27 protein-coding genes are annotated in these 23,460 nt (G+C 47.9%); 22 read left to right on the forward strand and 5 right to left on the reverse strand.

Annotated features, from left to right (window positions below):
• Nucleotides 1–580: 580 nt before the first annotated feature.
• Complete coding sequence (locus tag V7Z60_RS01640) at nucleotides 581–1,495, reverse strand: alpha/beta hydrolase (RefSeq protein ID WP_334115803.1); 915 nt, start codon at nucleotides 1,493–1,495, stop codon at nucleotides 581–583.
• Nucleotides 1,496–1,689: 194 nt separating this feature from the next.
• On the opposite strand from V7Z60_RS01640, the gene rsmG reads away from it, so the two are divergent.
• From rsmG to lacG, 17 genes are all read left to right on the forward strand, one after another.
• Nucleotides 1,690–2,427: a 16S rRNA (guanine(527)-N(7))-methyltransferase RsmG gene (gene rsmG, locus V7Z60_RS01645; protein ID WP_334115804.1), complete on the forward strand. Its 738-nt coding sequence runs from the start codon at nucleotides 1,690–1,692 to the stop codon at nucleotides 2,425–2,427.
• An 18-nt stretch (nucleotides 2,428–2,445) separates the two neighbouring features.
• On the forward strand, nucleotides 2,446–3,291 hold the full coding sequence (gene noc / locus V7Z60_RS01650; protein WP_334115805.1) for a nucleoid occlusion protein: 846 nt from the start codon (nucleotides 2,446–2,448) through the stop codon (nucleotides 3,289–3,291).
• Nucleotides 3,292–3,303: 12 nt separating this feature from the next.
• Nucleotides 3,304–4,080, forward strand: a complete 777-nt coding sequence (locus V7Z60_RS01655; RefSeq protein ID WP_334115806.1) for a ParA family protein — start codon at nucleotides 3,304–3,306, stop codon at nucleotides 4,078–4,080.
• On the forward strand, nucleotides 4,061–4,942 hold the full coding sequence (locus V7Z60_RS01660) for a ParB/RepB/Spo0J family partition protein (protein WP_334115807.1): 882 nt from the start codon (nucleotides 4,061–4,063) through the stop codon (nucleotides 4,940–4,942). The genes V7Z60_RS01655 and V7Z60_RS01660 overlap by 20 nt, the downstream gene beginning before the upstream one ends.
• An 11-nt stretch (nucleotides 4,943–4,953) precedes the next feature.
• Nucleotides 4,954–5,145: a DUF951 domain-containing protein gene (locus tag V7Z60_RS01665; protein ID WP_334115808.1), complete on the forward strand. Its 192-nt coding sequence runs from the start codon at nucleotides 4,954–4,956 to the stop codon at nucleotides 5,143–5,145.
• Nucleotides 5,146–5,169: 24 nt separating this feature from the next.
• Nucleotides 5,170–6,273, forward strand: coding sequence for a redox-regulated ATPase YchF (gene ychF / locus V7Z60_RS01670; RefSeq protein WP_334115809.1), 1,104 nt, complete (start codon nucleotides 5,170–5,172; stop codon nucleotides 6,271–6,273).
• A gap of 154 nt (nucleotides 6,274–6,427) precedes the next feature.
• Nucleotides 6,428–7,171: a DUF1129 family protein gene (locus tag V7Z60_RS01675; protein ID WP_334115810.1), complete on the forward strand. Its 744-nt coding sequence runs from the start codon at nucleotides 6,428–6,430 to the stop codon at nucleotides 7,169–7,171.
• A gap of 251 nt (nucleotides 7,172–7,422) precedes the next feature.
• Nucleotides 7,423–8,061, forward strand: a complete 639-nt coding sequence (locus V7Z60_RS01680) for a TetR/AcrR family transcriptional regulator (protein ID WP_334115811.1) — start codon at nucleotides 7,423–7,425, stop codon at nucleotides 8,059–8,061.
• A gap of 14 nt (nucleotides 8,062–8,075) precedes the next feature.
• Nucleotides 8,076–8,258: a cysteine-rich KTR domain-containing protein gene (locus V7Z60_RS01685; protein WP_334115841.1), complete on the forward strand. Its 183-nt coding sequence runs from the start codon at nucleotides 8,076–8,078 to the stop codon at nucleotides 8,256–8,258.
• A gap of 45 nt (nucleotides 8,259–8,303) precedes the next feature.
• On the forward strand, nucleotides 8,304–8,948 hold the full coding sequence (locus V7Z60_RS01690; protein WP_334115812.1) for a DUF998 domain-containing protein: 645 nt from the start codon (nucleotides 8,304–8,306) through the stop codon (nucleotides 8,946–8,948).
• A gap of 5 nt (nucleotides 8,949–8,953) precedes the next feature.
• Nucleotides 8,954–9,580: a GNAT family N-acetyltransferase gene (locus V7Z60_RS01695; protein ID WP_334115813.1), complete on the forward strand. Its 627-nt coding sequence runs from the start codon at nucleotides 8,954–8,956 to the stop codon at nucleotides 9,578–9,580.
• A gap of 89 nt (nucleotides 9,581–9,669) precedes the next feature.
• Nucleotides 9,670–10,002 carry a TfoX/Sxy family protein gene (locus V7Z60_RS01700; protein ID WP_334115814.1) on the forward strand — a complete coding sequence of 111 codons (333 nt, stop codon included), beginning with the start codon at nucleotides 9,670–9,672 and terminating at the stop codon, nucleotides 10,000–10,002.
• A 139-nt stretch (nucleotides 10,003–10,141) separates the two neighbouring features.
• Nucleotides 10,142–10,291 (forward strand): hypothetical protein, encoded by a 150-nt coding sequence (locus tag V7Z60_RS01705; RefSeq protein ID WP_334115815.1) that lies wholly within the window; start codon nucleotides 10,142–10,144, stop codon nucleotides 10,289–10,291.
• Nucleotides 10,288–11,280: a ribosome small subunit-dependent GTPase A gene (gene rsgA, locus V7Z60_RS01710; RefSeq protein WP_334115816.1), complete on the forward strand. Its 993-nt coding sequence runs from the start codon at nucleotides 10,288–10,290 to the stop codon at nucleotides 11,278–11,280. Before V7Z60_RS01705 ends, rsgA begins: the two co-directional genes overlap by 4 nt.
• Before the next feature lie 685 nt (nucleotides 11,281–11,965).
• Nucleotides 11,966–12,310, forward strand: a complete 345-nt coding sequence (locus V7Z60_RS01715) for a PTS lactose/cellobiose transporter subunit IIA (protein WP_334115817.1) — start codon at nucleotides 11,966–11,968, stop codon at nucleotides 12,308–12,310.
• A 28-nt stretch (nucleotides 12,311–12,338) separates the two neighbouring features.
• On the forward strand, nucleotides 12,339–14,033 hold the full coding sequence (locus V7Z60_RS01720) for a lactose-specific PTS transporter subunit EIIC (protein ID WP_334115818.1): 1,695 nt from the start codon (nucleotides 12,339–12,341) through the stop codon (nucleotides 14,031–14,033).
• Between the two features lie 24 nt (nucleotides 14,034–14,057).
• Complete coding sequence (lacG, locus tag V7Z60_RS01725) at nucleotides 14,058–15,467, forward strand: 6-phospho-beta-galactosidase (RefSeq protein WP_334115819.1); 1,410 nt, start codon at nucleotides 14,058–14,060, stop codon at nucleotides 15,465–15,467.
• Nucleotides 15,468–15,658: 191 nt separating this feature from the next.
• Here lacG and V7Z60_RS01730 read toward each other — a convergent pair whose 3' ends face one another.
• Nucleotides 15,659–16,666: a LacI family DNA-binding transcriptional regulator gene (locus tag V7Z60_RS01730; RefSeq protein ID WP_334115820.1), complete on the reverse strand. Its 1,008-nt coding sequence runs from the start codon at nucleotides 16,664–16,666 to the stop codon at nucleotides 15,659–15,661.
• A gap of 198 nt (nucleotides 16,667–16,864) precedes the next feature.
• On the opposite strand from V7Z60_RS01730, the gene V7Z60_RS01735 reads away from it, so the two are divergent.
• Nucleotides 16,865–17,617, forward strand: a complete 753-nt coding sequence (locus V7Z60_RS01735) for a DeoR/GlpR family DNA-binding transcription regulator (RefSeq protein WP_334115821.1) — start codon at nucleotides 16,865–16,867, stop codon at nucleotides 17,615–17,617.
• A gap of 34 nt (nucleotides 17,618–17,651) precedes the next feature.
• On the opposite strand, the gene V7Z60_RS01740 is transcribed toward V7Z60_RS01735, so the two are convergent.
• Genes V7Z60_RS01740 through V7Z60_RS01750 form a run of 3 tightly spaced genes read right to left on the reverse strand, consistent with a single transcriptional unit; the run spans nucleotide 17,652 to nucleotide 20,175 of the window.
• Nucleotides 17,652–18,524: an aldose 1-epimerase family protein gene (locus V7Z60_RS01740; protein WP_334115822.1), complete on the reverse strand. Its 873-nt coding sequence runs from the start codon at nucleotides 18,522–18,524 to the stop codon at nucleotides 17,652–17,654.
• 5 nt (nucleotides 18,525–18,529) lie between these two features.
• Complete coding sequence (locus V7Z60_RS01745; RefSeq protein ID WP_442918883.1) at nucleotides 18,530–19,210, reverse strand: DUF4867 family protein; 681 nt, start codon at nucleotides 19,208–19,210, stop codon at nucleotides 18,530–18,532.
• A gap of 17 nt (nucleotides 19,211–19,227) precedes the next feature.
• Nucleotides 19,228–20,175 carry a hexose kinase gene (locus V7Z60_RS01750; RefSeq protein ID WP_334115824.1) on the reverse strand — a complete coding sequence of 316 codons (948 nt, stop codon included), beginning with the start codon at nucleotides 20,173–20,175 and terminating at the stop codon, nucleotides 19,228–19,230.
• 278 nt (nucleotides 20,176–20,453) lie between these two features.
• On the opposite strand from V7Z60_RS01750, the gene V7Z60_RS01755 reads away from it, so the two are divergent.
• Genes V7Z60_RS01755 through lacD form a run of 4 tightly spaced genes read left to right on the forward strand, consistent with a single transcriptional unit; the run spans nucleotide 20,454 to nucleotide 23,209 of the window.
• Nucleotides 20,454–21,221 (forward strand): DeoR/GlpR family DNA-binding transcription regulator, encoded by a 768-nt coding sequence (locus V7Z60_RS01755; RefSeq protein WP_334115825.1) that lies wholly within the window; start codon nucleotides 20,454–20,456, stop codon nucleotides 21,219–21,221.
• An 18-nt stretch (nucleotides 21,222–21,239) separates the two neighbouring features.
• Nucleotides 21,240–21,668 (forward strand): galactose-6-phosphate isomerase subunit LacA, encoded by a 429-nt coding sequence (lacA, locus tag V7Z60_RS01760; RefSeq protein ID WP_334115826.1) that lies wholly within the window; start codon nucleotides 21,240–21,242, stop codon nucleotides 21,666–21,668.
• 20 nt (nucleotides 21,669–21,688) lie between these two features.
• Complete coding sequence (gene lacB / locus V7Z60_RS01765) at nucleotides 21,689–22,207, forward strand: galactose-6-phosphate isomerase subunit LacB (RefSeq protein WP_334115827.1); 519 nt, start codon at nucleotides 21,689–21,691, stop codon at nucleotides 22,205–22,207.
• A 27-nt stretch (nucleotides 22,208–22,234) separates the two neighbouring features.
• Nucleotides 22,235–23,209: a tagatose-bisphosphate aldolase gene (gene lacD / locus V7Z60_RS01770; RefSeq protein ID WP_334115828.1), complete on the forward strand. Its 975-nt coding sequence runs from the start codon at nucleotides 22,235–22,237 to the stop codon at nucleotides 23,207–23,209.
• Nucleotides 23,210–23,460 lie beyond the last annotated feature (251 nt).

Consider the following 23,460-nt stretch of genomic DNA (forward strand, 5'->3'; position numbering starts at 1 on the left):
TAACAAGGCGGTAGATAAGGAGGGGCGCGAGTGATCAGCGCAAGCGCAGTCGCGACGCGGCACGAACTTATCATGAGCCTTGTTGCTGGTCTGAGCCCGATTATGCAAGGTGTGCATGAGCCCGTAAATTCCGGCTCCCGATTACGGGCAAAACAGCGATTTCTGAGATTTGCCCGTAAAATGCACATAAATTGATAAAAAAAAGAGAGCCAAGTGCTCATCTCCCAAGTATAATCAAAAACAAAAAACACCAGGAGGATGAACAATGGCTCAATTAAATATTACATTAAATGTATTACACTAAAACAAGAGGAAATTCCACAGTTTTCTTCAAATTAATCACGGCTGTCGTCACCCTGAACATTTTTCTGTGGAAATAAAAAAACTCCACGATTGGGGAATCGCGGAGAAAAAGGAATATTCATCCAAGCGGCTTAGGGACACCGCTTGAATCATCACTTACTTTTTAGGGGGGAGTAAGTGAAATATGTTTGTTGTTATTAGGTATGCTTTAAAGATAAACTAAACTTATGAACGTTTTGTGAATTAAACAAGAACTTTGATTGAACTTTATGAAAAGTTAGTTGCCTTTTTTTAGGTTCCTTGCTAAAAAGTCTAAAACAATGGTTAAAGAATATGGCGTAAAGAACGCATCGGAACCGTGGTCGCAGTTTTCAAGTGCGTAGAAATCGGCACAATGATCGGTCTGTCTGAGCTTTTCATACAACATTACGCTTTGTGCAAACGGCACCATACGGTCCTTTTTGCCGTGCATGATCAAAAACGGCGGCAGCTTTTTGGAATCGATGTAGTTCAATGCGCTGGATTTTTCAAGAAGATCAGGCACCGTGCGGATATTGACGCCGCCAAACAGCATCCCCGTCGGACTCTTCTCGCTCTCGTGATCCCAGTTCGTCGGAAATTCCTGCATGCGCGAGAAGTCGACCGGTCCGTAAAAGTCGACGCAGGCGCGGTAGTGCAGCGGGGAAAAGCGCACGTCTTCGTCTGAAAATTCCTGCATGTTGCCGGTGACGCAGGCCATGACCGAGGCGTATGCGCCGGACGAGTCGCCGAAGCATGCGTAGCGATACGGATCGACGCTGTATTCGAAGGCATGATTCAACATATAGCGCGTGGCAGTCTTCAAATCCCTGATTTGCGCCGGGAAAACTCCCTCCGGAGCCGGCCGGTACTCGACGATTGCGACGACGTAGCCGTGTTTTGCGACTTCAATCAGCGGCACCAGGTGTCTGGTGAGGTTTTGCCGTTTAAATGCAGAGCCCTGGGTATACATGACAAGAGGATAATGCTTCGTTTCCGTCTCTTCGTGAGCAGGCACGATGATTGTCAAATGCAGTGCCCGGCCGTCCTTGACGGCGTAGCAGACGTCTTGAATCACCTGCGGATAAAAGGGACTCGTCGGTTCGTTCAGGGTCTTCATTCCTTCAGGTGCCAGAGGAGAGGATGGAAATTCGTCGAATGAGTATTGTTTCAAGGAATCACGGCCTTTCAAAATATCTTCAGTTCAATCATAGCCTTTTCAGTGATTTTTTGCCATCAAATTTATATTTAAGAGTTGCCGTAAAGGCTTGTTTTTCATCAAAAAATAACTTACTATTGTAGGTAGCGTGTGAAACAAGACGCTTGCGTTATGTTTCACAAAATTTGAGAAAATGCAAGAGGAAAATGATGACACCAGAAGAATTTCGTCAGGCACTGGCCGCGCAGGGCGTTGAGCTGAGCGACCATCAGATGCGGCAGTTTGCTGATTACTATGAATATCTCGTCGCCGTGAACGAACACGTCAATCTGACGGCGATTACCCGAAAGGATGAAGTCTATCTCAAGCACTTTTACGATTCTCTGATACCGGCATTGACCGTCAGGGATCTTCAGACAAAATCACTGACGCTTTGCGACGTGGGTGCCGGTGCCGGTTTTCCGTCGATTCCGATGAAAATCGCATTTCCGAATCTTAAGGTAACGATCGTTGATTCGCTTAATAAGCGAATTCGTTTCCTGAATGATCTTTCGGAACGCCTGGGTTTGGAAGAAGTCGAATTTCATCATGGCAGAGCTGAAGAATTTGCCGGCAAAAAGAGCAGGCATCGCGAAAGCTACGACGTCGTGACGGCAAGAGCCGTTGCGCGTCTGTCGGTTCTTTCGGAGTATTGTCTGCCCCTTGCAAGAGTCGGGGGCCGTTTCATCGCACTCAAGGCGCAGAAGTCGGAACAGGAACTTGGAGATGCGGAGCATGCGATTGAAGTTCTCGGGGGAAAGCTTGTTGACGATGCCGTTTTCAACCTTCCCGAAACTGATGACGTGCGTCATATCATTACGATCGAAAAAATCAGGCAGACTCCGAAGAAATATCCCAGAAAGGCCGGGACACCAGCCAGGATGCCGCTTGAAAAGCCTGAAACCTAAGGTAAAGGAGCTATTGCCATGCCATTTTCTTTTTTTAAGGGAAATAATAAGAATCAGGAAAGCATCGAAATGCCGAAAGACGACCGGGACCGCGTTGAAGAAATCGCCGTTTCCCTGATCGTTCCCAACCGCAATCAGCCTCGCAAGGTTTTTTCCAGGAAAAGCATTGAGGAACTTGCCGAGACAATCCAGGAGCACGGCCTTTTGCAGCCGGTTATTCTCAGAAAATGCAGTGACGGAAAGTATGAAATCATTGCCGGGGAACGCCGTTTCAGGGCCATCTGCTCGCTTAAATGGGAGAAGGTTCCTGCTATCGTGAAGGAAATGAGCGACCGCGAATCAGCTTCATTTGCAATCATCGAAAACCTTCAGAGAGAGGAACTGACTGCAATTGAAGAAGCACAGGCGTACAGTCGGCTGATGGAACTCAATCAGCTGACACAGCAGGAACTCGCAAAGGAAATCGGCAAGAGTCAGTCGTTCATAGCCAATAAGTTGCGTCTTCTGAAACTGTGCGATAAAGTAAAGGAAGCAATCATGAACAAGTCGATCAGCGAACGACACGGCAGGGCAATGAGCGGACTTGAAGAAGGACAGCAGATTTACGTTTTGAACGAAGTCGCGGCCGGTCATCTGTCCGTTAAGGAAACGGAAAAGCTCGTCAGAAGCTTGCGGGAAAAGATGAAGGGAAAACCCGTGAAAAAGCGCGTCAGAGGCGTTGTCAAGGACGTCAGAATTGCAGTCAATACCGTTAAGGGTGCGGTTGACATGGTGCAGAAAAATGGTGTCGACGTTGTGATGCATGAGGAAGACAACGCTGAATTTCACAGGATAATCATCGACATTCCAAACAAAAAACAATAAGGGGGATTAAAAGTGGGTACTATCATTGCAGTTGCAAATCAAAAGGGCGGCGTCGGCAAGACGACGACCAGCGTCAATCTGGCCGCATGTCTGGCGGATCTGGGGCAGAGGGTTCTTCTGATTGACATGGATGCTCAGGGGAATGCCACAAGCGGAATCGGGATCAAGAAGCCTGACATCAAGCAGGATGTTTATGACGTCTTGATCAATGACGTTCCGCTTGAAGATGTCGTGATGCATACGGAACGTCAGAATCTGGACGTTGTTCCGGCAACGATCCGCCTGTCCGGTGCCGAAATTGAGCTTACTTCGCAAATGGCGCGCGAGAAGCGCCTGGCCGATGCGTGCGTTCTGGCAAAAGATGCGTATGACTACGTTTTGATTGACTGTCCGCCTTCGCTGGGGCTGCTGACGATCAACGCCTTCACTACCTGCGATTCGATTCTGATTCCCGTTCAAAGCGAATATTACGCCTTGGAAGGTTTGAATCAGCTGATGAACACCGTCAAGCTCGTTCAGCGTCACTTCAACCCTGATTTGAAAATTGAAGGCGTCCTGATGACGATGCTTGATTCGAGGACGAACCTTGGGAATCAAGTCGTTGAAGAAGTCAGGAAATACTTCGGGGACACCGTCTATGAGACGATCATTCCAAGAAACGTGCGTTTGTCGGAAGCTCCGAGCTACGGACTCCCGATTGTTGATTATGACGAAAAATCAAAAGGAGCAATTGAATATCAAGCTTTAGCAAAGGAGGTTCTGACTGCTCATGCCTCAGAAGAAAAATAAAGGACTGGGTCGCGGACTTGACGCATTATTCACTGAATTTGACGAAACGGCAACGGCTGACGAAACCGTTGTCGAATTGAATCTTGATGATATCAGATCAAATCCGTATCAGCCACGTAAGACATTTGATGAAACAAGTCTGTCGGAGCTTTCCGACTCAATCAGAAAGCAGGGCGTTTTTCAACCGATCATCGTTCGAAAGTCAAAGGTTTCCGGATATGAGATCATTGCCGGAGAACGCCGCTACCGTGCTTCCAAGATGGCAAAAAGAACGACGATTCCTGCAATCGTGCGCGATCTGAATGAAGAGGAAATGATGGAGATCGCAGTGTTGGAAAATCTTCAAAGAGAAGACCTGACACCGCTTGAAGAAGCTCAGGCATACAATACACTGATGGAAAATCTGAATTTGACGCAGGCACAGGTTTCGGAGAAGCTCGGGAAATCCCGTCCGTATATTGCCAACTATCTGCGCCTGCTAAGTTTGCCGAAGGCCGTCAAGGATTTCCTGCAGGAAGGAAGTCTGTCGATGGGACAGGCCCGGACGCTTCTTTCGGTAAAGGATAAGGCCAGATTGGTTCCATTGGCAGAAAAGACCGTCAGGGAAGGATTGACGGTGCGGCAGCTGGAAAGCATCGTCAATGAGATGAACGGTGAAAGGAACAGGCAGAAGAAGGTCAGGAAACCGGCAAGGCTTTCACCTTATTTGAAGCACAGCGAAGAGCTTCTGCGTGAAAAATTCAGTACGAAGGTTGCAATCAAGAGCAGCCAGAAGACCGGCAAGGGAAAGATTGAAATCGATTATCTTTCAAATGATGATTTGAATCGCATTCTTGAAATTCTGGACATTACATTGGATTAGGGGTGTCTCTTATGTACGATTTGCACGATATTGTCGAGATGAAAAAGCCGCACCCGTGTGGCGAAAACCGTTGGGAAATTATCAGAATGGGCATGGACATTAAGATTCAGTGTACGAAATGCGGTCGTCTGATCATGCTGCCAAGACGCGAGTTCGACAGGAAAATGAAAAAAGTTCTGGAGAAAGCTCCAAGGGAAGACTAATTTAAGAAAGAGTGGAAAAACAAAATGGCATTAACAGCAGGTATCGTCGGGTTGCCGAACGTCGGCAAGTCGACACTATTCAACGCAATTACGAAGGCTGGTGCCGAAATGGCCAACTACCCCTTCGCAACAATCGATCCTAACGTCGGAATGGTTGAAGTTCCGGATGCACGTCTGGCTCGGATAGATGAAATCATTCCGGCAAAGAAAATCGTGCACACGACGTTTGAATTTACCGACATTGCGGGAATCGTCAAGGGTGCAAGCAAAGGCGAAGGCCTTGGCAACAAGTTCCTGGAGAACATTCGTCAGGTTGATGCAATCGTGCATGTCGTCCGTGCATTTGACGATGAAAACATCACGCACGTTTCCAACAAGGTCGACCCGCTGGACGATATCGACACGATCAACATGGAACTTGTCCTGGCCGATCTTGAATCCGTCAACAAACGTTATGCGCGCGTTGAAAAGGTTGCCCGCACGCAAAAGGACAAGGATTCGATTGCAGAATTCAACGTTCTGTCAAAAATCAAGCCTGTCTTGGAAGAAGGCAAGCCTGTCCGCAGTCTCGAATTCGACGATGATGAGCAGAAAATCGTCAGGGGATTGTTCCTTTTGACGTCAAAGCCCGTGCTTTACGTTGCAAATATCGGCGAAGACGACATGGCCGATCCTGATTCCTGCGAATATTACCAGCAGATCAAGAAATTTGCCGAATCAGAAGGCTCACAGGCCCTGGCAGTCTGTGCTCGAACTGAGGAGGAAATTGCCGAACTTGACGATGACGAAAAGCAGGAGTTTCTGGAAGCCGAAGGCGTTGAGGAATCCGGCCTGGATCGCCTGATCAAGGCTTCGTACAAGCTGCTGGGTCTGGCAACGTTCTTCACTGCCGGCGGCAAGGAAACACGTGCCTGGACTTTCAAGCAGGGCATGAAGGCACCTCAGGTGGCCGGCGTCATCCACTCTGACTTCGAACGTGGATTCATCAGAGCCGAAACGGTTTCCTTCGAGGACCTTGACAGATACGGCAGCATGCAGGGTGTGAGAGAAGCCGGCAGACTGCGTCTTGAAGGCAAGGATTACGTCGTTCAGGACGGCGACATCATCGAATTCAGATTTAACGTTTAATGAAAACGAGGCGGGAACGGTCTTTGAGTCAAAGATGTCCTGCCAATGGGCAGAACCATTGGCATTCGCCTCAAGACAATGAAATTGTGATATAGTATTTCCTGTCTATATCGATGAAAGCTGGTTTACGAGCAGAAATTTGGAGGATTTTCCATTGGCAGAAGAAAAGAAAAATGCAAAGGCAGCAGAAAAGCAGGCTGAGGTTCGTGCTGCAAAAGCTGTTGAAGAAGTCGAAGTTACGGTTCGAGACGGCCGTTATGCCGGGTTGACGAAACGCAACGAAGATTATATGTACCATTTGGGCAAGGCCCTGGACAAGAAGAATTATGATCTGGAGAAAAAGGAAAAGGTCCTTACCGAAATGTACCTCGAACTTAAGGAAAAGCAGCGTCAGGGCATTGTTGCAACAAAACTCTACGGCACTGTGACGGAACGCTGCGAAAAAATTGTCAGCGGCGAGGCGCTGGATGACAAGAAGAAGGACGGAATGCCGAGCTACTGGGTCATGGCGCTTGACAACGGCCTGATCATGTTCATCATGTTCTGCATCCTGTATGCCGTGATGGGCTTCTTCTCCAAAAACCAGCCGGACATGAACGGCGGCTGGATCACGCTGATTGCGACATCGGCAATTGCAGGCTGCGGTCTCGCCTTCTTCTATCGGATGATGGCGGACAATTCCAAGACAAAGAGCAAAAAGAAGAAGTGGACCCGCGGAATTCTGGTGACACTGGAACTGATTGCAATCTGGATGATTGCATTCGGGATCATCGCATTCATTCCTGCAAGCATCAACCGTACGATGAGTCCGATTGTCTACGCTGTTCTGGGTGTTGCAGGCTACTTCGTAAGAAGATATCTGAAGAAGAAGCTTAACTTCCAGAGTGTTGCATTCTGATTGAATATTTCAAATTGAAAGCCGGGATGGTTCGTGAGAATTGCGAATCATCCGGCTTTTTTGTTTACGGGCACCTTATTGATTTTCCGGGGCTGCTGCATTCAAATGAATGAATTTGTCGTGAGTATTCCTCTGAAGCAGTGTGAAAAAGACCGGGTTGAGAAATGTTTCCCGATTTCTGCATATCCCTTGACACTTCGCAAAATAAGATTATAATATAACTAACGAACATTAGTTAGTGAGGCGCGGACATGAAACAAGAGGATACCAGGCAGAGAATTCTGGACAAGGCTTTAGAACTGTTTTCCGAACGAGGATATGATTCTGTCAGCGTGGGTGAAATTGCAAAAGCGGTTGGCATTAAAGCACCATCGCTTTATAATCACTTTCCGGGCAAGCAGGCAATCTTCGATGCCATCATAGAATCCACGGCCATCAGGTATGAGGAAGACACTGACAGGATTGACATCCATGTGCAGGATGTGCAAAGGGATGTTCCTGTTTTTACGGAGATCACTGAGCATGTCCTCTTTGAAAAGGTACGCCAGGTGTTTGAATACTCTCTTCACGATGAAACGATCAGCCGTTTCCGTCGTATGATGACCATTGAGCAATTTCGTTCGCCTGAACTGGCGGCACTTTATTCCAGACGTTATGTGGAACGTGTTCTGAACTACCACGCAGGTATTTTCCGAGCTCTGATTGCATCAGGCGAGATTTGCGCAGAGGACCCGGACGCACTGGCCATGATGTATGTCGCTCCGGTCGTGACGCTTATCAGCATTTGTGACCGTCAGCCGGAGAGGGAAGAGGAATGCCTGGAAAAACTCAGAAATCATGTCAGTCTTTTCTTCCACATGGTTCATGGTGGAAGAGTGCAAGGGGGGTGACAACTGTGAATAGGATGGAGAAGAAATGGGTTCTTTGCCCGGTCTGCGGTTCGAAAACACGGCTGCGTCTTCTGAAAGAGACGATACTGCGTGATTTTCCCCTGTTCTGTCCGAAGTGCAAACGGGAAAGCATCATCAGTGCACAGAATTTTAAAATAGAAATCATTCATCAGCCAGACGCAAAGACGCAGTGCTGACCTCAGAATTTGTGGTCAGCACTGCGTCTTTTCAGGAGGAAAGTCATGAAGAAGACATTGATACAGAAACTGGGACTTCTGGGAGTTGTCAGTTTTCTTTCATACACGGCGGCCGTACTGTTTGCGCCGCTGGCCTATCCGGGCTATAAATGGACGGTACAGGCGGTAAGCGACCTGAGCGCAGCCAACGCTCCGTCGCTGTCACTCTGGAATCAGCTCAGCGCTCTTTACAATACGTGCGAGGTTGTCTGCACCACCGTTGTCTGTATAGGCATCGGGGGGAGAAGAACCAAAATGCTTCGAATGGGAATTTATCTGTTTGCCGTGATGGAATGGATCTCTGCGGTCGGATATCGTATGTTTCCGCTGAGCGGCAGCGGATACGCCGGTGCATTTCAGGATATGATGCACATGGTCGTTACCGTTTTGGTGGTGTTTCTGTCCATTGTATCGCTGACTGTTATCATCTTAGCCGGAATTAAAAGCAGGAATTGCCGTTCGTATGGCGTCTGCGCAGGCGTTGCCCTCTGCATGATGCTCATTGGTGCGTTAGGTGTGAAAATCGTTCCCGTTGAATATTTCGGCGTGGCAGAGCGCTTCAGTGTGTTCGCCGCAACAGGATTCAATGCATCGCTTGGCATTCAGCTTTTTTGCATGAAGCCCGGGAAAATAAAGGAAATGAAGGAGTAAATATTATGACGGAAAAGAACATTACGATTCGTTTGGAAAAAAAGGACGATTACAGAGCAGTTGAAAATCTTACTCGCGATTCATTCTGGAATGTCTACCGCCCCGGCTGCATGGAGCACTATGTGCTGCACTGCTATCGGGATGACCCTGCCTTCGTTCCGGAACTTGACTTCGTAATGGAGATGAACGGTGAGTTGATTGGGCAGGTTATCTATGTGCGGTCGGAAATCGATTGTGCCGACGGACGAAGAATTCCGGTCATGACCTTTGGCCCCATCTGCATCGCGCCGGCGTACAAGCGTCAGGGATATGGAAAGAAGCTGCTTGACTATTCCGTTGAACAGGCCGGAAAAATGGGTGCGGGTGCGCTGGTCATCACCGGCAATATCTTGTTTTACGGAAAGTCCGGCTTTGTTCCGGCAAAGACAAAGGGTATACGATACGCTGACGATCCGGATGCGGAATATTTTCTTGTCAAGGAACTTGTTCCAGGATTTTTGGACGGTGTTTCCGGCACCTACAGGGATCCGGAGGGGTATTTTGTCTGCGAGAAGAATCCGGAGGCCTTCGAAGAGTTTGAAGCGTCCTTTCCGAAGAAGGAAAAGCTCAAGCTGCCGGGACAACTTTTTTGAATATGGCAGACTATGTCAGGATTACGTCTGAAATATGTGACAGAGGGGTAAGCAGACGAGTGAGCAATGGAAAGTGTGGTGTGAAAACAATGGCATCCAGTAAAGAGTATCTTCATTTCATTCTGGAACAGCTGTCTGATTTGGATGACATTTCCTTCCGCCCAATGATGGGGGAATTCATTCTTTATTATCGCGGTAAAATTGTCGGTGGAATCTATGATGACCGTTTTCTTGTAAAGAAGACGGAATCTGCCTTGGAACTCATTCCTGAGGCAGTCCGCACTCTTCCATACGAGGGTGCTGGAGAAATGCTGCTGGTGGATGAAGTTGACAGCAAGGTCTTTCTTACAGAACTGTTTGAGGCAATGTACGATGAATTACCATCGCCAAAAACCAGGCGGAGGTATAACGAAATTAAGTGAAATCACATTTCAGAAGGATCAGCAGATTCGATCGGGTTATACAGAAGCGTTGAAACATGCAGAATGAAAACGTGCGGATCCGTTGGTATGAACAGGGGTGTGATGGGGGAATGACCGTAACTTGGAGAAGGGAAGAAACATGCAGAATCTAGGAAAGAACACAGCTGTAACTGTTTTTAGCATAATGGGCATCATGTTTGGCGAAAAGGACGTGAACATGATTGTATTTTGGAAGAAGAGCCTGACGTTTTACAGTAAGTTCTCTTCAGATATGGGGGTGCAGGCATGAACGAATCGCGTGCAAGAGTCATCTCTCAGGAAAAGGGAATTTACAGACTTCAGAGCGGTACTGAGATAAAGCCGGCCGTCGTCTCCGGAAAATACCGGTATGAAACAAGAACCGTCTCCGACTATCCTGCGGTCGGTGACTATGTTATTGCAGAATGGCCTGAAGACGACAGCCGTGCCGTAATCGAGGGACTGTTTCCAAGAAGGAGCTGCCTTATCCGAAAGGCGGCAGGTACGGCAAAGCGGGAACAGGTCGTCGCTGCCAACATTGATACCGTCTTCATCTGCATGTCGCTGAACAGCAATTTTAACATCAGGCGTCTGGAGCGGTATCTGTCTGTTACTTATGACAGCGGCGCAACGCCTGTGGTGGTTCTGACGAAATCGGATCTTTGTTCCGACCTGGAAAGAAGGATCACTGAAGTCCGGGAATCTGCTCCTGGTGTGGATGTGCTGGCAATCTCTTCACTGAATGATGATTATGAGGCAGTCATGAAGTATATGCTGCCGTGCAAAACCGTGGCGTTCATCGGTTCTTCCGGTGTTGGAAAGTCCACGCTCATCAACAGGCTGACAGGTACTGACAGTCTGCCCGCACGTGAGATTGGAAATGATGACAAGGGCCGGCATACAACGACACACCGGGAATTGATCACGCTTGATAACGGTGCCTTTGTCATTGACACGCCCGGTATGCGTGAACTGGGTATGTGGGATAACGATGCCGGCATTGACACGGAATTTGCGGATATTGAGGAATTGTCCCGTACATGTAAATACTCCGATTGCACCCACACCTCGGAACCGGGATGTTCCGTTTTGAAGGCAGTCATGGACGGAACACTGGATGTCTTACGCCTGGAATCTTATCGGAAACTGAAAAACGAAAATGCCTATGCAGCGGACAACAGCCGGTACCTCGAAGCCAAACGGGCCAAATTCAAGCGGATTTCAAGGATTAATAGATCAGGAAGAAAGCACAGGTATTGAAAGCTTGAATGAAGTTATGCAAGGGGCTTGAAAAAACTATGTCTCGAACAAAAGTACAGGATGGTTTGCAATTAATTGCAAATCATCCTGTACTTTTGTGTATACGGTATAATTCTTCATCTAAGACTGGGCAAATTTCAAAAAACGGCATTTTGCCCGTAATCACAGTTTGGCGCCTTGATTGAGCAGGCGATGCGCAGGTAAAAACTTCTTGTATTGCAATCGAGTTTCTTTACGATGAAGAAGGCATGAAAGATTGTCTGTCATATACGGTGGCTTAAAGTCATGTAACGATTCAGTGGTTATTTTCGAAAAGTTTCATTTTTTCTGAAAAACAGTGTCTGTATTTTGTTGATTTTCAAGTTTAAATCTGTCTATACCAATAATGAGATACTTAAGTGAAAATGCACTTCGGACAAGTAATATAAGTTGTTTTAATTGTATGGACATTTGACGGGCCAACGTACATTTTTATCATGATTTACATTTTCGGGATGAATTAACAAAAAATCGAAAAAAGTTGAGAAAAATCAAATTCGAGAAAACGCTATTATCACTGGAATAACAGAATATTCTAGTAAAAAAAGGTAAAAAACAATGATAAAAATCGGTTGACACCTTCTTGTTTTTACTTATAATTGAAAATGTAAATGGTTTCAAAATATGTTTTCGGAGGAAATTGACTATGACTGCTACAAAAGAAGAAATTTCAATGACGGGGTTTGCAATTGTTGCCTATGCGGGAGATGCCAGAACGGCTCTGATTCAGGCGATGGACAAGGCGAGTGAGGGAAAAATCACCGAAGCACGCGAACTTGTCAAAAATGCCGAGGAATCAATCAATCTTGCACACAATGAACAGACGAAGCTTTTGAGTGCCGAGGCGAGCGGCGATGACATGGACGTGACGTTCATCATGTGTCACGGACAGGATACGCTGATGACGACGATGCTTCTCAAGGATCAGATGAAGACAATCATTGATTTATATGAACGTGTTAACAAGCTTGAGGGAAATCCAATTGAATAATGGTTAAATATGAAAGAAGGAAAATACAATGCACTCATTCGAAGCTAAAATCGAAAAGATGAAGCCGGCTTTTGAGAAGATTGCAGCCAATCCGTACGTGTCTGCAATTCGTGACGGCTTCATTGCGGCAATGCCGATAATCTTATTCTCAAGTATCTTTACTCTTGTTGCATACGTGCCGAACGCATGGGGATTCTACTGGAGCAAGACGGTTGAAAACGCCCTTATGCTCCCGTACAACTACTCAATGGGTCTGCTTGCCCTGTTTGTAACGGCGACAACGGCCAAGAACCTGACTGACTACAAGAACCTCAGTCTTCCGAAGGTCAATCAGATCAACGCTGTTTCCGTAATCATGGCTGCAGAGATTTCATTCTTCGTTGTTGCCATCAAGACAGGCAAGGCGGGGATAGACCTCTCGTTCATGGGTACCAAGGGACTGATTGCGGCCTACGTTGTCGGCCTGATTGTTCCCAACATCTACTACTTCTGTGTCAAGAACAACATTACAATCAACATGCCGGACCAGGTTCCTCAGAACATCTCCCAGACGTTCAAGGACATCTTCCCGATGGCCTTCTCAGTCGGCCTGTTTTGGATCGTTGAACTTGTCCTGAATGCTCTTTTCAAGGCAAATCTTTCGGAATGCGTCATCAACCTGCTCTCACCTCTCTTCAGTGCAAGTGACAGCTACATCGGTCTGTCAATCATCGCCGGTGCCATGGCGTTCTTCTGGTTCGTCGGTGTGCAGGGGCCTTCGATTGTCGCTCCTGCCGTTGCCGCAATTGAATCGACAAACGTTGATGCAAACCAGGCTCTTCTTCATGCCGGCAAGCATGCATATCACGTTCTTGCAATCAACACCCAGGATTATGTCATGAACATGGGCGGTACAGGATCCACGTTCGTTCTGGCCTTCATCTTCCTGCTTCTTGCAAAGTCAAAGCAGAACAAGGCTGTCGGCAAGGCATCATTCATCCCTGTTACATTCTCCGTCAACGAACCGATTCTGTTCGGTGCCCCGATCATCATGAATCCGGTGTTCTTCGTACCGTTCGTCCTGACGCCAATCGTCAACATCTGCATGTTCAAGTTCTTTGTAACGACACTTGGCATGAACAGTATGGTTGCCACGATGCCGTGGACGGTTCCTGCCCCGATCGGCATCATCGTCGCAACAGGCTTTGCGCCGCTGTCATTCCTGTATGTGGCCCTTGCTCTTATTCTCGACGTCCTCATCTGGCTTCCGTTCTTCCGTGCATATGATGACGGAATTCTCAAGGAAGAGCAGGAAAAGGAAAAGGCAGAGCTTGCAGCTGCAGCAGCTGCTCCTGTTCAGGATGCAGTGGAGGAAACCGTTTCAGAAACTGCAGAATCAACTGATTCAAATGGAAATGTCACAATCACAAAGGATACAAATGTACTCGTAATCTGCGCAGGCGGCGGCACAAGCGGCATTCTTGCAAAGGCGCTCAACAAGACGGCTGAGGAACGCAACCTTCCTCTTCACGCTGCAGCAAGGGCCTATGGTCAGCACAATGACATAATCAACGACATGGATCTTGTCATTCTTGCTCCTCAGATGGACAGCATGCGCGGCAATCTTCAGAAAATCTGCGATCACAACGGAATCAAGCTTCTGACGACAACGGGCAAGCAGTACATTGAACTGACGCGCGATGCCGACAAGGCCATCAGATTCGTTGCTGAAAACACTCATTAGAATTGATTTTTGGAGGTGAATTCCATGTACAAGTTACCGGACGATTTTTACTTTGGCGGAGCAACCGCCGCATATCAGTGTGAAGGTGCCACGGAAGAGGACGGAAAAGGTGCGGTCATCTGGGACACATACCTGAAGAAGCAGGGACGTTTCAGTCCCGATCCTGCCTGTGACTTCTATCACAAGTATCCTGAAGACCTTGAACTGTGCCGGAAGTTCGGCATAAATGCCATCCGCGTGTCAATCTCATGGGCGCGCATCTTTCCTGACGGCTTTGGCAGAGTCGAGCAGAGAGGTGTGGACTATTATCACCGCCTTTTTGCAAAATGCAGAGAAGAAGGCGTCGAGCCGTTTGTGACGCTGCATCACTTTGACACCCCGCAGTGCATGCAGGATCTCGGCGGATGGCTTTCAGACGAGATGCTGAATCACTTCACTGAATTTGCAAAATTCTGCTTCGACGAATTCGGATCGGAAGTCAGATACTGGATCACGATCAATGAACCGACATCAATGTCATCTCAGCAGTATATCGGCGGAACGTTCCCGCCCGGCATCAAATATGACTTCCACAAGTGCTTTCAGGCAGAATACAACATGAATCTCGTTCATGCCCGTATTGTGGAGATGTTCAAGAAGGGCGGCTATGAAGGTAAAATCGGCGTTGTCCACGCCCTGCAGACGGTTTATCCCGTGAGTGATTCCGAAGCTGACCGACATGCAGCGGATTTGCAGGATGCACTTGACAATTCATTTTATCTTGACGGAACGCTTCTTGGCAGGTACACGCCGGAGGTTCTGGCACTTGTCAGGGAAATCATCGAAAGAAACGGCCAGGAAATGATTGAGATCAGACCTGAAGACGAGGCATTGCTTTCGGATGCTGCAAGGGACATGGATTTTGTCGGAATGAACTACTACTTCAGCAAGTTCATGCGCGGCTATGAAGGCAAGTCTGAGACATTCCACAACGGAACGGGAGAAAAGGGTTCGTCAGTCAGCCGTCTCCAGGGTGTCGGCGAGGAAGTTCACAGAAAGGACATCCCTTCGACCGACTGGGACTGGCCGATTTATCCGAAGGGCATGTTCGATCAGCTGAGTCGCATCAAGAACCGTTATGGATGGGACAAGGAAGTCTACATCACTGAAAACGGGATGGGATGCAAGGACAAGTTCATTGAGGACAGACAGACGGTTGATGACGACGAGAGAATCGACTACCTCAAAAATCACATGGAGGAGGTCGCCAAGGCGATTGAAGCAGGCGTCAACGTCAGGGGATACTTCGTCTGGTCGCTTCAGGACATGTTCTCCTGGACGAATGGATATTCCAAGAGATACGGTCTCTTCTACATCGACTTTGAAACTCAGAAGCGTTATCCTAAGAAGAGCGCATACTGGTATAAGAAGGTCAGTGAGACCGGTGAAGTCTGAGTAAGCAGGAAGAGACCTGGAAAAACATTTCTGAAATTAAAGGAAGCCGGGAAAAGATCCCGGCTTCCTTTTTGTCTGTTAAAATGCCGGACAGAACCAGTCCGGATCGACTGTATCTGTTCGGCATTTCGCTATAAATCAGGAGAAAATCGTGATTTTCTTCCTGCATACTGATGATGACTGCTCTGTGCTTACTTTTCCGGAGCAGGGCAGCTTTCTCTGAAAATCAGATTCGTTCCCACGACAATCTTCTCCGGTGCATATTCAACCTTGTTTTCAAGCAGCTCGCGCAATGCCAGCACGCCTCTTGCCCCCATCTGCTTCGTGTGGACGCGGATTGAACTGAGGGCAGGCATTGTGAACCTGGCATTGGCCGAGTCGTTGAAACTGATGATGCTGACATCCTGCGGGACACGGATCTTGTTTTCGCTCAGGGCACGGAGCACGCCGACGGCCATTGTGTCACTCGAAACGAAGAGCGCATTCGGGAAATCATCCGGCCGACGTTCCTCAAGTGCATCTGAAATCAGCTTGTATCCCGACTGGGGTGAGATGCTCCCCGAAAAGACGTTTCTTGGTGTATAGAGCTTCTTTGACCGCATGAAGTCACGGAAGGTCTTCAGACGTTCATCATAGATTTTTTCATGATTGTCATTTGTCCGGCCGTTCCCGATGACAATGCCGATTCTTTCAAGACCCTGGTCCAGGAAGAAGCTCAGGACACGTTCCACAGGTGTGACCATGTCAGTTACAACGCATGTGAGGTTGTTTGCGAGTGTGTCCTGTCCGACAAATACAGTGGACGGATTCAACTGAGTGATTGAATTAATCTCGCATTGACTGTACCGTCCGATGGCGATGGCACCGACGGCATCCTTGACCGGTTCCAGCGAATCGTTTCTGAAATAATGCTCAACCGTGTAGCCGTATTTTCTGGCTGCTTCCTCAACGCCGATGCGGATTGAAAGATAGTATTCATCCTTCAGCTCCTGCTCTTCCGTATACCACTGGATGACTGCCAGATTCTGGCCTTTTTTAGCCCTGTTCTTCGGCAGTGAATAGTTCAGGTCATCTGCGATTCGGAAAATCTTCTGCTTCGTCTTGTCCGTGACGGAAAGAGTCGGATCATAGTTCAGCACACGTGAAACGGTGGAAATCGAGCAGCCGGCCTTTTTTGCAATCTGACTCAGGTTAGCCATGTGAACACCACCTTTCAATACCTTCATTGTACCGCATTTCGAGTAAAAAATGGTAAAAAAGAAGGAAAAATAATGATTGCTGAGTGATGATGCCCGGGTATAAATCACAGGAGACCTTTCAATGAATGAGTTGAAGACTCTGCATTTTCAGCGGGAAATTGTGGTATATTATAGTTAAATAATCTGGAGGAAACGTAAATGCTCAAGAAGGAAAGGTTGATTGCCATTCAGAAGGCAGTCGATGAGAAGGGAATAATCAATGTCAACGAACTGATTGAAATGCTGAATGTCTCTGACATGACAATCAGGCGCGACCTTGACGAACTGGCGAAGGCCGGCAGGATTCACCGTATTCACGGTGGAGCTCAGCGCATAGACAACGTAGAGGATCTGGAACTGACTCGCAACGAGAAGACGGTTGTAAACTCAGAATTGAAGGAACAGGTTGCAAGGAAGGCGGCAGGTCTGATTGTTCCCGGTGATACGGTCTATCTCGGACCCGGGACGACGGTCGAGCCTGTTATCAGATATGTCAGGAAACCCGAGCAGATACGCATTGTCACGAACAGTCTTCCGGTGTTTGAGGCATGGAAGAATACCGGCGCTGAACTTGTTCTGATTGGCGGCAGTTTCCGCAGAAAGTCGGGTGCCTTCATAGGCGGCCTTGCAGAACAGATGCTGCGTGAGCTCAAGTTCACCAAGGCCTTCGTCAGTGCCAACGGCATCAACGACGAGAACGTCATGACTGCCAATGCCGAGGAAGGTCAGACACAGGCCGTTGCGCTGAACAATGCGCAGGAGAAGATTATGCTGCTTGACGAGACCAAGTTCAACAGAAATGACTTCTATCGCTACTACAATCTGTACAACATGGATCGCATCGTGACGTCGGACGGCCTTTCAGACAGCACATTCAGACACTATTCGACGTTTACTGAAATCATAAGATGAAAAAGCGGCAGCCGGAATCCAGCTGCCGTTTTTTCTAGAATACTGTCACTTCAAAGCCTGAATGGAATGATGATCCTTCGTCTAGAGTGTTGGTATAGTATTTCGTTTCGAATCTTCCGTCTGAATCAACTGTGTCAGCCACGCTCCACCATGGTTCAATGCATACGAACTGTCCTTCTGCAGGCCAGGATGACCAGATTCCAAGTGCCTTTGAGTCGGGGCTTGAAACCTTCACTCCATGTCCGTGTTTCGTACTTTTCAGCGTGAATGAACACGGCTTCTGCTTCAGGTCATAAATCAAGGCGTCGTTTCTGAACAGCTCGTGAGTGACGGGCAGTTCCGGACACGTTTCCTGATATGAATTCTTCGGGTCAATCAGGCTGTTCTTCAGGGGGATGCGCGTCAGAGTTTCGGGTTCAATCTCGATCACATAGTCATCGAAGCTGTCGTTTTCCTTGAGAAGGGTGGAAAATGCAGGGTGAGCGCCAAGACCGAAGTACATTGTGCCGTTTCCTGTGTTTGTGACTTCATATTTTGTCTTAAGCGTGCTTCCGTTAAGTTCGTATGTGATTTTAAGTTTGAAGTCATATGGATAAACTGTTCTGGTCTGTTCGCTCGAACATAGTTCCAGCACAACCATGTTGTCGGTTTTCTTCACGACGTCAAAGTCCGAGTCGCGCGCAAATCCGTGCTGTGTCATGTGATATTCCCTGCCGTCTGCAAGGTATCTGTCATCCTTGAGCTTGCCTTCAATGGGAAAGAGCACCGGTGCATGACGTTTCCAGTACTTTGCATCACCGTTCCACACATATTCTCTTGCACTGTCCCTTGCAATGAGGGAAGTGAGCTCTGCGCCATGTTCGCTGATCAGCGCGCGCAGCTTTTCGTTTTCAATCATTACCGTCATTTTATTCACCCTTCTATCTGCTTGAGTTCAATCAGTTCACCCGTCACGCCGATTACGGCGCCGGCTGCAATCTTGTCCTTCCTGCATGCGTGAACGAGCTGGAACTTGTTCTTCTTGACGATGCGTCTGTTTTCCGCCTTGAATCCGTCAGGAAGAGGCTGGTTCGAGCCCTGAGGCAGAATCACGATGACTGCAAATCCGCTGTCGTGAACCTTGATCGGGCTGTAGTGAAGCGTATCGCTGTACATTTCAAATACAGTTCCGGCAGGTACGAAGAACAGTTCCGCATCCTTCCTGGGATTGATGCTTCCCTTCTCCTCAAGCACCGCACGATGGGCCAGGACCATCACAACATCCGTCAGGGCAATGTTCACTTCGCTTCCCTGATGATATTCGACTGCAGTGAAGTTTCGTGTCTGTCCCGTGCATTCGCCCGCTTCAACCGGCATTCCGGCGTACACTTCATCTGAAATGCTCTTCATCAAGGGAAGGCTTTCAAGTTCCGGGTTCGATGGTGCATAGAAGTTTTCCCTTGGATCAACGGATATGTTTTCTTCTGCGAACTCTTTCAGTTCATCAATGTCAAATCCTTCCCAGACCACACCATATTTTCTGAAATCAGGATTGCTGATTTTCCCGATCTTGTATTCACTGTTTATCTTGCACATCTTCTCATAGGCATCCATTGTCAGACTCATTCCCTTCATCTCATTTTCTCGATTTCAATCTGTGAATAATAGTGGTCGAACAGACTGGTGTCAATACAGCCTGTCTTCTTGTTGAGCGTATTCAAGATTCCGGCTGTCATGGCCGTCTTAAGGACCTCTTCGGCATTTTGCCTTCTGTTAAGGGCACAGGCGAGACCGGCCACAGTTGAATCACCTGATCCGACGGGATTGACTGCATCAATTACCGGAATTTTTGCCTGGTACAGTTCCATTCCCACCTTGGCCACGGCTCCGTTTTTTCCGAGTGAGACAACGACCCATGGAATGGAGGAGAGCATGGGATTTTCAAGCAGAATATTCTTCAGCTGATTCATGTCTTCGACTTTTTCACCTGCAATCTGGCCTATTTCCTCCTGGTTCGGCTTGATCAGGTAAGGGCGATGCAGACTTGACAGACTTCTCAGCAAAGGCTTTCCCGAAGTGTCAAGCAGGGTTTGAACGCCTTTTTTCTCCGCAATTTCAATCAGCTTCGAATAGAAGTCAACGGGAAGGCCCTTCGGAAGACTGCCTGAGATTGTCATGATGTCAATGTCTTCAAGGCATTGTTCCAGATGATTCATGAACCCTGCAGCTTCATCTGCGGTTATTTCAGGACCACTTTCAAGGATTTCCGTCTGTTTTCCGTCGTCATGAAGAATTGCGATGCAGTTTCTTGTCTCTCCGGAAATCTGCATGAAACGGTCTTTGATACCGTCTTCGTCCAATTTTCTTGAAATATAGTTACCAAGATCTCCTCCGAGAAATCCTGAGGCCTCGGTTTTCTGTCCCAGCTGAGAAAGTACGCGTGCAACGTTGAGCCCCTTTCCGCCTGCTGTCTTTCGTGCAGTGGAGACGCGGTTCACAGTGTCGATGTTCAGATGCTCCAGCGGATAGCTGATGTCAACTGACGGGTTCAGAGTGAGCGTCAGAATTGGTTTTGACATAGATGGCACATCCTTTCAGTTTGTTTATGTTTGTACGAACATAAATTAACACTTTGCAGCGGAACAGTCAATACCCTGTGTAAAAACCGCGGCAAAAAAGGATATGGAATTCATGCGACGGGTGGAACACTATGATAAAAATCAAAAGGACGACACTGATAACATGGTTAACAAACAAAAACTTGCAAAAATATTGTTGACTTTTGTTTGGTAAGGTGTTAATTTAGAACATGTAAGGAACGTTAACAAACACAAAACAAACATAAGGAGGTTGTCCCATGCTGAAGAAGGAACGTCTGATGAGCATCATGGAAATGATTGACCGGGATGAAATCATCACGGTAAGCGATCTGGTTGAATCACTGGGCGTTTCCGACATGACAGTCAGGAGAGATCTTGATGAACTGGCGGAGGCCGGCAAACTGGTCAGAATTCACGGAGGAGCGCAGAAGATTGCAGTCAGTGGCAAGGAAGAGTTGTCCCGCAATGAAAAGTGCGAACTTCACGGGAAGGAAAAGCAGTCTGTTGCGAGGAAGGCCGCATCACTGATTGAACCTGGAGAAACCATTTACGTAGGGCCCGGGACGACCAACGAACTGATTGCCGAATATGTGGAAAATGTTTCTTCATTGCGGGTTGTTACGAACAGCCTGCCTGTATTTGAGCGATGGAACGGAAAGGATGGCGTTGAGGTCATCATGATCGGCGGAACATATCGCGCCAAGTCGGGAGCATTTGTCGGAGGGCTGACCAATTCAGCCATTAAGGACCTGAAATTTGCCAGGGCCTTTGTCGGAGTCAACGGCATTCATGATGACCGGATGATGACAGCCAATGCCGAAGAAGGAATGACTCAGCTTGCAGCGCTGAACAACGCCGGGCTCAAGTTTGCAGTCTGTGATTATCACAAGTTGAACAGGGATGATTTCTATTGTTTCTACAGTCTCTACAACATGGATGCCATGATCACAAACGGGCAGCTGGGAAAAGATTCACTCAGACACTATCAGGAATACACAAAAATGATCATTGCTGAAGACAGCTAGGATAAAGGAGCGGTATTTATGAAAATTGCAGTTGCTGCCGACAAGGCAGGATTTGATTTGAAGGAAACGGTCAAGAAGTATCTTGAAGACAAGGGGTACGATGTGCTTGACCTGACGGAAACACCGGCGGATGACTTCGTTGATTCATCAGTGGCCGTTGCTCATGCGGTTCTGGACGGTACTGCGCAGCGCGGCGTGATGTTTGATGAATACGGCACGGGATCGGCCATGGCAAGCAACAAGGTTCATGGAATGGTTACGGCAAACGTCACTGAAGAGAACACGGCGCACATGACAACACAGCATAACGGTGCCAAGGCAATTGCCATCGGTGCCGGCATTGTGGGACCGCGTCTTGCCGAGGCGCTTGTTGATTCATATCTCAGCGTTGAATATGCCGGCGGCCGTCATCAGATCCGTCTTGACATGCTTGAGAAGCTGTACTGATTTAACTGGGAGGCATGAACATGATTATTGCTTTAGGAAACGACCATATTGTAACGGATGTCAAAATGCAGATTTCCGATTTTCTGAAATCCCTCGGACATGAAGTCATTGATGTCGGAACATACGACAACACGAGGACTCACTATCCCATCTACGGACTCAAGGTGGCAGACCTTGTCCGTGACGGGAAGGCAGACCTGGGTGTTGTTCTCTGCGGAACCGGCGTCGGAATTTCGACGGCCTGTGACAAGAACGTCGGAATCCGCGCGGCACTTGTCGGTGACGTTGTGACTGCAAAATATGCACGTGAACAGTTGAATGCAAATGTCATCAGCTTCGGCGGCGCAGTTGTCGGCGAACATCTTGCAGAAGACATTGTCAAGGCGTTCCTTGATGCTGAATACAAGCCGACTCCGAAGAATGAGGCGTTGATCAGGAAGATTGACGCTGTTGAGGAGGACAATCCGGAGCAGCATGACAATCCACATTTCTTCGATCATGAGATGAAGCTCTGGAACGAAGGATACTATCACGATTAAGACACTGCATTTGAAAGGAAGAAGAACATGTCAAATAAAATTGAAGCTTTGAAGCGTTTATCAAATGAAGACGGCGTAATCGCAGCCCTGGCCATCGACCAGCGCGGTTCGCTGAAGAAGATGCTGGCAAGTGCAGCCGACAAGCCGGCCAATGAAGAAGACATCGTTGAGTTCAAGAAGGTCATTTCACGCGAACTCACGCCTTATGCCTCAGCCATTCTCCTTGACCCGGAATACGGACTTCCGGCGGCAAAGGTTCGCGATGACAATGCGGGCCTGCTTGTTGCATATGAGAAGACAGGCTACGATACAACGGAACCGGGCAGAATGCCGGACCTTCTTCCGACATGGTCTGCAAAGCGTCTGAAGGAAAACGGTGCTGACGCAGTGAAGTTCATGCTTTACTATGATGTTGACGAAGACGAGTCAATCAACTCCCGCAAGCAGGCATTCGTTGAACGCATCGGTGATGAATGCCTGGCAGAGGACATGCCTTTCTTCCTTGAACTCATGTCCTATGACGCAGGCATTGACGACAACAAGAGCCGCGAATATGCCAAGGTCAAGGCTCACAAGGTCAATGACATGATCAGGGAATTTGCAAAGCCACGCTATAATGTCGATGTGCTGAAGGTTGAGGTCCCGGTCATCATGGACTTTGTCGAAGGCTACGGTGATGGCGAACCGGTTTATACGAGAGAAGAAGCAATGCAGTTGTTCAAGGAGCAGGATGAAGCAACGAACGGCGTGCCATATATCTATCTGAGTGCGGGTGTTCCGGCAAAAGTCTTTCAAGATACGCTGCGCCTGGCTCATGAAGCGGGATCGACGTTCAACGGGGTCCTCTGCGGACGTGCAACATGGAGACACAGCATTGAGCCATTTGCACAGGAAGGCGAGAAGAAGGCCGTTGAATGGTGCGACACGGTTGGCAGAAAGAATATTGAAAGCTTGAATGAAGTGCTCAAGGAAACGGCAACTTCATGGGAAGACAAGTTATAATGTTGATTAAGGTACGCTGAAAGAGGATAAATTTCCGTTTTGCTCTTCAGATAAATGAATGCCGGACGATTTTGTCCGGTATTTTTTTATTTTGAGAAATGAACTGTCAAATGCAGTGCCGCATATCATCTGCCTGTTCAACGAGGACGGAATTACGGTCAAAAAGCCATTTTCTGGGATTTGCCTGTAATCATCACCCCAAAAAGCAAAACCACCACACTCAAAAAAGATCCGGGACTTCCCGGGTCTTT

Source organism: Ligilactobacillus sp. (assembly GCF_036846325.1).
Classification (GTDB): domain Bacteria; phylum Bacillota; class Bacilli; order Lactobacillales; family Lactobacillaceae; genus Ligilactobacillus.

Bases quoted from the DNA above. Each gene is read 5' to 3' on its own strand.
- lacA (WP_334115826.1), top strand. From the start codon at position 21,240: ATGAAAATTGCAGTTGCTGCCGACAAGGCAGGATTTGATTTGAAGGAA.
- V7Z60_RS01685 (WP_334115841.1), top strand. From the start codon at position 8,076: ATGGAGAAGAAATGGGTTCTTTGCCCGGTCTGCGGTTCGAAAACACGG.
- lacG (WP_334115819.1), top strand. From the start codon at position 14,058: ATGTACAAGTTACCGGACGATTTTTACTTTGGCGGAGCAACCGCCGCA.
- V7Z60_RS01680 (WP_334115811.1), top strand. From the start codon at position 7,423: ATGAAACAAGAGGATACCAGGCAGAGAATTCTGGACAAGGCTTTAGAA.
- V7Z60_RS01755 (WP_334115825.1), top strand. From the start codon at position 20,454: ATGCTGAAGAAGGAACGTCTGATGAGCATCATGGAAATGATTGACCGG.
- V7Z60_RS01695 (WP_334115813.1), top strand. From the start codon at position 8,954: ATGACGGAAAAGAACATTACGATTCGTTTGGAAAAAAAGGACGATTAC.
- V7Z60_RS01720 (WP_334115818.1), top strand. From the start codon at position 12,339: ATGCACTCATTCGAAGCTAAAATCGAAAAGATGAAGCCGGCTTTTGAG.
- V7Z60_RS01690 (WP_334115812.1), top strand. From the start codon at position 8,304: ATGAAGAAGACATTGATACAGAAACTGGGACTTCTGGGAGTTGTCAGT.
- rsmG (WP_334115804.1), top strand. From the start codon at position 1,690: ATGACACCAGAAGAATTTCGTCAGGCACTGGCCGCGCAGGGCGTTGAG.
- V7Z60_RS01705 (WP_334115815.1), top strand. From the start codon at position 10,142: ATGCAGAATCTAGGAAAGAACACAGCTGTAACTGTTTTTAGCATAATG.
- lacD (WP_334115828.1), top strand. From the start codon at position 22,235: ATGTCAAATAAAATTGAAGCTTTGAAGCGTTTATCAAATGAAGACGGC.
- V7Z60_RS01740 (WP_334115822.1), bottom strand. From the start codon at position 18,524: ATGACGGTAATGATTGAAAACGAAAAGCTGCGCGCGCTGATCAGCGAA.
- noc (WP_334115805.1), top strand. From the start codon at position 2,446: ATGCCATTTTCTTTTTTTAAGGGAAATAATAAGAATCAGGAAAGCATC.
- V7Z60_RS01730 (WP_334115820.1), bottom strand. From the start codon at position 16,666: ATGGCTAACCTGAGTCAGATTGCAAAAAAGGCCGGCTGCTCGATTTCC.
- V7Z60_RS01700 (WP_334115814.1), top strand. From the start codon at position 9,670: ATGGCATCCAGTAAAGAGTATCTTCATTTCATTCTGGAACAGCTGTCT.
- rsgA (WP_334115816.1), top strand. From the start codon at position 10,288: ATGAACGAATCGCGTGCAAGAGTCATCTCTCAGGAAAAGGGAATTTAC.
- V7Z60_RS01715 (WP_334115817.1), top strand. From the start codon at position 11,966: ATGACTGCTACAAAAGAAGAAATTTCAATGACGGGGTTTGCAATTGTT.
- V7Z60_RS01750 (WP_334115824.1), bottom strand. From the start codon at position 20,175: ATGTCAAAACCAATTCTGACGCTCACTCTGAACCCGTCAGTTGACATC.
- V7Z60_RS01660 (WP_334115807.1), top strand. From the start codon at position 4,061: ATGCCTCAGAAGAAAAATAAAGGACTGGGTCGCGGACTTGACGCATTA.
- V7Z60_RS01735 (WP_334115821.1), top strand. From the start codon at position 16,865: ATGCTCAAGAAGGAAAGGTTGATTGCCATTCAGAAGGCAGTCGATGAG.
- V7Z60_RS01665 (WP_334115808.1), top strand. From the start codon at position 4,954: ATGTACGATTTGCACGATATTGTCGAGATGAAAAAGCCGCACCCGTGT.
- ychF (WP_334115809.1), top strand. From the start codon at position 5,170: ATGGCATTAACAGCAGGTATCGTCGGGTTGCCGAACGTCGGCAAGTCG.
- V7Z60_RS01745 (WP_442918883.1), bottom strand. From the start codon at position 19,210: ATGGATGCCTATGAGAAGATGTGCAAGATAAACAGTGAATACAAGATC.
- lacB (WP_334115827.1), top strand. From the start codon at position 21,689: ATGATTATTGCTTTAGGAAACGACCATATTGTAACGGATGTCAAAATG.